Origin of the sequence: Novosphingobium sp. (genome assembly GCF_036733805.1) — a bacterium.
Classification (GTDB): domain Bacteria; phylum Pseudomonadota; class Alphaproteobacteria; order Sphingomonadales; family Sphingomonadaceae; genus Novosphingobium.
In genome coordinates this window covers 1-6,313 of the sequence record NZ_DAIMZT010000095.1, presented here as the reverse complement: position 1 = coordinate 6,313, position 6,313 = coordinate 1, and the positions used below count along the sequence as shown (strand labels likewise).

Annotated in this window: 7 protein-coding genes; 3 read left to right on the top strand and 4 right to left on the bottom strand. The window is 63.1% G+C overall.

From position 1 onward, the window contains the following. A partial coding sequence (locus V7D69_RS14940) for an MOSC domain-containing protein (protein WP_333606191.1) occupies nt 1-363 on the top strand: 363 nt, incomplete at its 5' end. Nucleotides 364-394: 31 nt separating this feature from the next. Here V7D69_RS14940 and V7D69_RS14935 read toward each other — a convergent pair. Beyond that, nucleotides 395-1,276 (bottom strand): UTP--glucose-1-phosphate uridylyltransferase, encoded by an 882-nt coding sequence (locus V7D69_RS14935; RefSeq protein ID WP_324061396.1) that lies wholly within the window; start codon nt 1,274-1,276, stop codon nt 395-397. A 172-nt stretch (nt 1,277-1,448) separates the two neighbouring features. On the opposite strand from V7D69_RS14935, the gene murA reads away from it, so the two are divergent. Together murA and V7D69_RS14925 are read left to right on the top strand one after the other, a co-directional pair. Then, nucleotides 1,449-2,732, top strand: a complete 1,284-nt coding sequence (gene murA / locus V7D69_RS14930; RefSeq protein ID WP_324061397.1) for a UDP-N-acetylglucosamine 1-carboxyvinyltransferase — start codon at nt 1,449-1,451, stop codon at nt 2,730-2,732. Nucleotides 2,733-2,801: 69 nt separating this feature from the next. Beyond that, nucleotides 2,802-3,020 carry a hypothetical protein gene (locus V7D69_RS14925; protein ID WP_324061399.1) on the top strand — a complete coding sequence of 73 codons (219 nt, stop codon included), beginning with the start codon at nt 2,802-2,804 and terminating at the stop codon, nt 3,018-3,020. Here V7D69_RS14925 and V7D69_RS14920 read toward each other — a convergent pair. The 3 genes from V7D69_RS14920 to V7D69_RS14910 all read right to left on the bottom strand — a co-directional run. After that, the gene (locus tag V7D69_RS14920) at nt 3,014-3,265 is read right to left on the bottom strand and encodes a ribbon-helix-helix domain-containing protein (protein ID WP_333606190.1); all 252 of its coding nucleotides are present in this window, start codon (nt 3,263-3,265) and stop codon (nt 3,014-3,016) included. The genes V7D69_RS14925 and V7D69_RS14920 overlap by 7 nt on opposite strands. Before the next feature lie 82 nt (nt 3,266-3,347). Further along, nucleotides 3,348-5,201 carry a glucans biosynthesis glucosyltransferase MdoH gene (mdoH, locus tag V7D69_RS14915; protein ID WP_333606189.1) on the bottom strand — a complete coding sequence of 618 codons (1,854 nt, stop codon included), beginning with the start codon at nt 5,199-5,201 and terminating at the stop codon, nt 3,348-3,350. Next, nucleotides 5,198-6,313, bottom strand: a 1,116-nt coding sequence (locus V7D69_RS14910) for a glucan biosynthesis protein (RefSeq protein ID WP_333606188.1), incomplete at its 5' end; no start/stop codon positions are given. The genes mdoH and V7D69_RS14910, both read right to left, overlap by 4 nt.

Here is a 6,313-nt window from a genome sequence, read left to right as displayed (position 1 = left end):
GAGGAGACCGTCTGCATCGGCGATCGCTGGCGGCTGGGCAGCGCCCTTGTCGAGGTCAGTCAGGGGCGGCAGCCGTGCTGGAAACTCGATCATCGCTTCGGCGGGCTCGCCATCAACGCCGCGATGGTGAAGGCGCGTCGGTCTGGCTGGTATTATCGCGTCTTGGAGGAAGGGGACGTCGAGGCCGGCGAGGCGATGCAGCTTGTCGATCGCCCGCACCCGGAATGGACCGTGGCGCGAACCTTTGGCTTATTGGTCTCAGGGGATCACAAGCGTGATCGACCAAGCCTTGAAGCCCTGGGCACGCTGGACGTGTTGGCCCAGCCATGGAAGGCGCGGCGCGAAAAACTGCTGCAAGGCTGATGCACCCGCAATCGCGCCGCGCGATTTTGTCTTAGCCCAACATTGCCCTGGCCATCTGGCGTACTTCCGCGCCGATGTCTTCACGATCCAGGGCGATCGCCAAGGTCGCCTCCACAAAGCCGACTTTCGAGCCGCAATCGAAGCGGCGACCGTTGAACGTAACCGCATGGAAGGGTTGCCGGCCGATCAGCTTCGCCATGGAATCGGTCAACTGAATTTCACCGCCTGCACCTTTTCCTTGCGTCTCCAGCAAGCCCAGCACTTCCGGTTGCAGGATATAACGGCCGGAAACAATCTTGTTCGAAGGGGCATCCTCAATCCGGGGCTTTTCCACGAGGCCCCTGACTTCCGTCAGATTGCCTCTGGATTCGCCCGGCGCGATGACGCCATAGCTGGACACGTCCTCCATCGGCACTTCCAACACAGAGACCAGGTTGCCGCCCACCTCATGATACGCCTGAACCATTTGCGCCATGCAGCCGGGTGATCCGTACATCAGTTCATCGGGCAGAAAGATCGCAAAGGGTTCGTCGCCCACGACCGCGCGGGCGCACCAGACCGCGTGGCCAAGGCCCAGTGGCACCTGCTGGCGCACTGTCACCAGGTTTCCCGGCAGGACGCGCGTGGGCTCAAGCGAGGTCAGCGACTTGCCCCGACCGGTCATGGTGGCTTCCAGTTCATAGGCCGTGTCGAAATGTTCGACGATCGCGGTCTTGCCGCGCCCGGTGACGAAGATGAACTCCTCGATTCCCGCCTCGCGGGCTTCGTCCACGGCATATTGGATCAGCGGCCTGTCGACGACCGGCAAGAGTTCCTTGGGGATCGCTTTGGTTGCGGGGAGGAAGCGGGTGCCGAGGCCGGCGACGGGAAACACAGCCTTGCGGACTGGCTTGCGGAAGTTCGTGTCACTCATGGGCTGGTTCATTGCCTCCTCATGTTGCAGTGCGATTAAAGCATGCTGCACCGCGATTAAAGCCGCTTTGTCCGACCTCTGCAACGGCCCGGCGTTGGATGTTTTGCCTTGGGCCACGCCCCAAGGCCATAGCGCCCGTTGCCGCCGCCGCGTTTCCCGCTAAAGGACGGGAATGGACAAGATCATCATCGAAGGCGGCAAACGCCTCTGCGGTATCATACCCGTTTCCGGCGCCAAGAACGCGGCGCTTACGCTGCTGCCCTGCGCGCTTTTGACCGATGAGCCGTTGACGCTGCGCAACTTGCCGCGTCTTGCCGATATCGATGGTTTTCAGCACCTGATGAATCAATTTGGTGTCTCTACCATGATCGCGGGATCGCGCCCGGAAGATTTCGGTCGCGTAATGACGCTGCAGGCTACGCGCATCACCAGTTCAGTCGCGCCTTACGATCTGGTCCGCAAGATGCGCGCATCGATCCTGGTGCTGGGTCCGATGCTGGCCCGCATGGGTGAGGCGACCGTTTCATTGCCCGGCGGATGCGCCATCGGCAATCGCCCGATCGATCTTCACCTTAAGGCGTTGGAGGCGCTGGGGGCGCATATCGAGTTGGCGGCCGGATATGTAAGGGCAATCGCACCTGACGGCGGATTGCCGGGCGGACGCTATTCGTTCCCGGTGGTTTCCGTAGGTGCCACTGAGAACGCCTTGATGGCGGCGGCCACGGCGCGCGGCAAGTCAAGCCTGCATAACGCGGCCCGTGAGCCGGAGATTGTGGACTTGTGCAACCTGCTGGTGGCGATGGGCGCTCAGATTGAAGGCATCGGCACTTCCGACCTGGTCATTCACGGCGTCCCGCGCCTGCATGGAGCCACTTACATGGTGATGCCGGACCGCATCGAGGCGGGCTCTTACGCTTGCGCTGCGGCGATTACCGGGGGTGAGGTCACGCTTAAGGGGGCCAGGATCGAGGAGATGGAAGCCACTGTGCAGGCCCTGCGTGACGCCGGCGTTCATGTCGAGCCCGTGGCGGATGGCATGCGCGTGGCGGCGGATGGGGCGCTGCGCCCGGTAACGCTTTCGACCGCGCCTTATCCGGGCTTTGCCACGGATATGCAGGCCCAACTCATGGCGCTGCTCTGCCTTGCCGAAGGGTCCAGCGTGATGACTGAGACCATCTTCGAGAACCGTTACATGCACGTTCCCGAACTGAACCGCATGGGCGCGCATATCGAGACCAAGGGGCGCACCGCGATCGTTCACGGCGTGCGCAAGCTGGCGGGTGCCGAAGTGATGGCGACGGACCTGCGCGCTTCGATGAGCCTGGTTATCGCCGGCCTCGCTGGCGAAGGACAAACTCAAGTGCATCGCCTCTATCACCTGGATCGAGGGTACGAGCGGTTGGAGGAAAAACTGGCGTTGGTTGGCGCGCAGATCGAACGCGTCGGCGGGGATTGAGGAAACCGGCGGCTCGAGCGCGCGTTATCCTGTCGTAAGCCTTTTTCGAAGTCTGGAGGAGGAATCGACATGGGTCTGATTAAGCTGGCCGCAGCAGGCGTGGCCGGATACGCGCTCTACAAATATGCCACGCGGGAGCGGGAGGCAGAGCCAGCTCACGCCGGCACTTATGGTCATGTGCGTGATGCCGGGCCGGAGAACATGGCGAGCAACCCGCAACGCTGGTCGAAAACGGACGAAGCGATTGACGAGAGTTTCCCGGCCAGCGATCCGCCGGCGACCTATTGAGAGTCGGCTCTGTCTAAGCCTGTCCGGGACACAAGCCACACTCGAACAGCGCTGGCGAGGCCGGGCGGCGAATCTGCTCCCAGGCGCTCTGCGTCGATTCGTGCGACCAGCGCATTGATCGGCAGCCCCTCGCCCGCTGCGGCGTCCTTCAGCATCGCCCAGAACACGGGCTCCAGGCTGATCGAGGTCTTATGGCCGGCGATTTCGACCGAGCGCTTGACCGGCGGATGATAAAGGGACGGCATCTTCCCACGCTAGCGCGTTCGCGTGGGGAGCGAAACGGGGCATCTCCTCGGAAGGAGATCATGATGGCTCAGCCCGATCGCCCTAACCGCCGGTCGGCAGGGCCGGGCGAACTGCGAGCGTGGTATCGAGACTTTCCCGTCCCGATCGAAGCGGCAAGTCCTCGCGCTTTCCGGCCATGTCGGCGTCGGGAACATGAAAGATGCCGCGAGCAGCTGCACGTTTCGCAAGCGTCTCGCTCGACGTGAGGCTTACCAGCCATGGGGATAACAGCAGCCCGGCGATGACGGGCGCGAGCCAGGCGGCGGTCATCGTATCGATCAGCGCGGTCCCGCAGAGCGCCAGGCCCAGAAGCAAATGCTCGCGCATGTCGGGCAAGACCTCACGCAAGGAAATCCGCCGTGCCTCGCGCACCTGCGTGTTCCAGTTCGCGGAAATGCCCAGCAGTAGGCCGAAAAACGCCTTGGTCTGAGTCACCATCGTCACCGGCGCCAACAGTACCGCCAGCGCTGCGTCGATTGCGACCGAGCGCAGGATCATCCCGGCCCCGCCAAAAGAGCGCCGTCGTTCGCACTTCGCCAACATCCAGATCGTGCCCATCACCTTGGGCCCGAACAACAGCACCAGCGTCAACGCCAGCACACTAGGTGGGGCGAGGGCGACGACGCTGCCGGCGCCATGCGTGGCGGCCTGGCCGATCATGGTCAGGATCAGCAGCAGCCACGCCGGCGAGGTGAGGTAAGCGGAAGCTCCGATAAGCAGATGCAGCCGGCTTACCCAATGCAGGCCCGAGGCGCCGAGCAGCTGCAGATGCTGAAGATTCCCCTGCATCCAGCGTCGATCCCGAATCGCGTGATCGACGATCGTGGGCGGAAATTCTTCGTAACTGCCGCCGATCATGACCATGTGCACGGCCCAGCCGCGTCGACGCAGCAGGGCGGATTCGAGCATGTCGTGGCTGAGAATATGGCCGCCGAACGGCGGTTTGCCCGGCAGTTCCGGAAGGCCGCAAGACTCGGCGAAAGCGCGCGTGCGCACGATGGCGTTGTGGCCCCAGAAATTGGCTTCGGAACCGGACCACCAGAGCAGCCCGGCGCTGGCGATCGGCCCATAGGCTTCGCTGGCGAATTGCATCCAACGCTGGAACAGCGTGCGCGCATTGGCGATCATCGGCACTGTCTGGAGCAAACCGATGGACGGGCGCTCCTCCATGATTGCGGCCATGCCCACGATCGTCTCGCCGCTCATCGTCGAATCGGCGTCAAGAACGAACATGTTCTCGTAAGCCCCACCGAAACGGCGCACCCATTCCGCGACGTTGCCGGGCTTGCGCGCGATGTTCTCCTGGCGACGTCGATAGTAGATCCGGATGGGCGCTTCCCGGGCCACGGCGCGCCACGCCGCCTCTTCCCGCCTGCCGTGAAAGGGATTCGAATCGCTCAGAATGAAGAAGTCGATCCATTCGGCGCCACCTGCCTTGGCTATGGAACGGGCCATCAGGCGCACCCGCGCGAATATCTCGTCGACGTTCTCGTTGTAGACAGGCATCAGCACCGCGGTCCTGTGGCGCAGCGTGGAGGCCGGGCGAGGCAGGGCGGTGAAGCCAGGATGCTCGCCAGTAATGAGTTTCAGGAAGCCGATCGCGGATGTGACGAAGCCGAAGGCGATCCAGCAGAACAAGGGCACGAAGAAGACAAGCAGCGCCATTTCGACCAGGTCCAGCCCGTCACGCGAAAGCGCGAGGCGCACTGAACTGGATGCGGCAAGGCCGATCAATGCGGTCAGCGCGATCAGCAGCAGGCGCTTGACCAGCAGCCCGTGCGGCCTGGTCTTCACTTCGATAGTGCCTGGAGGAATGCCGTAGAGGTCCTGTACCGGCATAGCCAGGGGCGCTTCTGCGGGAAGCATGGCCGGAATGCGGATAGCAGCGCTGCTCATGTTTCGATCGCCTTAATCACGGTTTCGCTGAGGGCTGCCTCGCCACGCTTGAGGTAAAGCCGGAACTGTGGCTGGGTCATGTCCTGCATGCGCACGTCGATCATGACGCGCCAATGCGCCTCTGCCCGCGCTACCGGATATGCGGCTGCTGAAATCAGCGCGTTTCGGGGAATGTCCGTTTCGGGGACAACACCACTGCGGCGATCCAGGCCGGCCAGGGCAGGTCCGGCGAAATCGAACACGAACTTGCGCGCACCTGCGATAGGCGGCGCACCCGGAATGCCCGCCGGTCCCTCGAACATGTCAACGCAGCGTGCGTGAGCGCCGGCTGTCGGATCGTTGGAGGTCCAGGTCAGGCGATAAGCAAATTCGCGTCGCTCTCCCGCACGCGCCGGCACGTCGCCCAGCCAGAACATGGCGATGTTGTCCATCGTCTCGACGGAGGTGGTCATCTCAAAAAGTGAGACTGCCCCCGGCCCCCAGTCGCCCTTGGGTTCCACCCATAGAGCGGGTCGTCGTTCATAAAAGGTGCCGTCATCTTGATAGTGATCGAAGTCCCGGTCGCGCTGAAGCAGGCCAAAGCCTTTGGGGCTGTCGGCCCGCAGCGCATGAAGACGCTGCGTCGTGGGGTTTTCCAAGGGCCGCCAGATCCGTTCGCCATTGCCGGCCCAAATGGCTAGGCCATCCGAATCGTGAATCTCAGGCCGCCAGTCGTGACGCGCGCGCGTGTTCGACTGGTCATACCAGAACATGCTCGAAGCCGGAGCAAGGCCAAGCTGTGCGATGTCCTTGCGCAGGAAGAGCACGGCGGCCACGTCTTGAATCACCGCCGCGTCCGTCTTGCGGCATTCAAAAGCATAAGCACCAGTCAGGCTTGGTCCATCGAGCAAGGCATGAATCCGCGCGCGATCCGGCCCGGATTGCTCGACCCAGAAATGCGTGAAGTCCGGAAATTCCTCCCCTTGCGACAGGCCCGTGTCGATGGCGATGCCGCGCGCGGAAAGCCCGTACTGATCCTGCCCACCCGAAGCGCGAAAGTAGCTGGCGCCCTGCCAGGCGAGCCAGTCTGACCGGCCACTGGCGTCCATAACCCGGAAGCCCGCCGGATCGGC

What these genes read in the sequence shown, in the direction of transcription:
- V7D69_RS14935 (WP_324061396.1), bottom strand. Translation starts at nt 1,276, where the DNA reads ATGAGTGACACGAACTTCCGCAAGCCAGTCCGCAAGGCTGTGTTTCCC.
- murA (WP_324061397.1), top strand. Translation starts at nt 1,449, where the DNA reads ATGGACAAGATCATCATCGAAGGCGGCAAACGCCTCTGCGGTATCATA.
- V7D69_RS14925 (WP_324061399.1), top strand. Translation starts at nt 2,802, where the DNA reads ATGGGTCTGATTAAGCTGGCCGCAGCAGGCGTGGCCGGATACGCGCTC.
- V7D69_RS14920 (WP_333606190.1), bottom strand. Translation starts at nt 3,265, where the DNA reads ATGCCGTCCCTTTATCATCCGCCGGTCAAGCGCTCGGTCGAAATCGCC.
- mdoH (WP_333606189.1), bottom strand. Translation starts at nt 5,201, where the DNA reads ATGAGCAGCGCTGCTATCCGCATTCCGGCCATGCTTCCCGCAGAAGCG.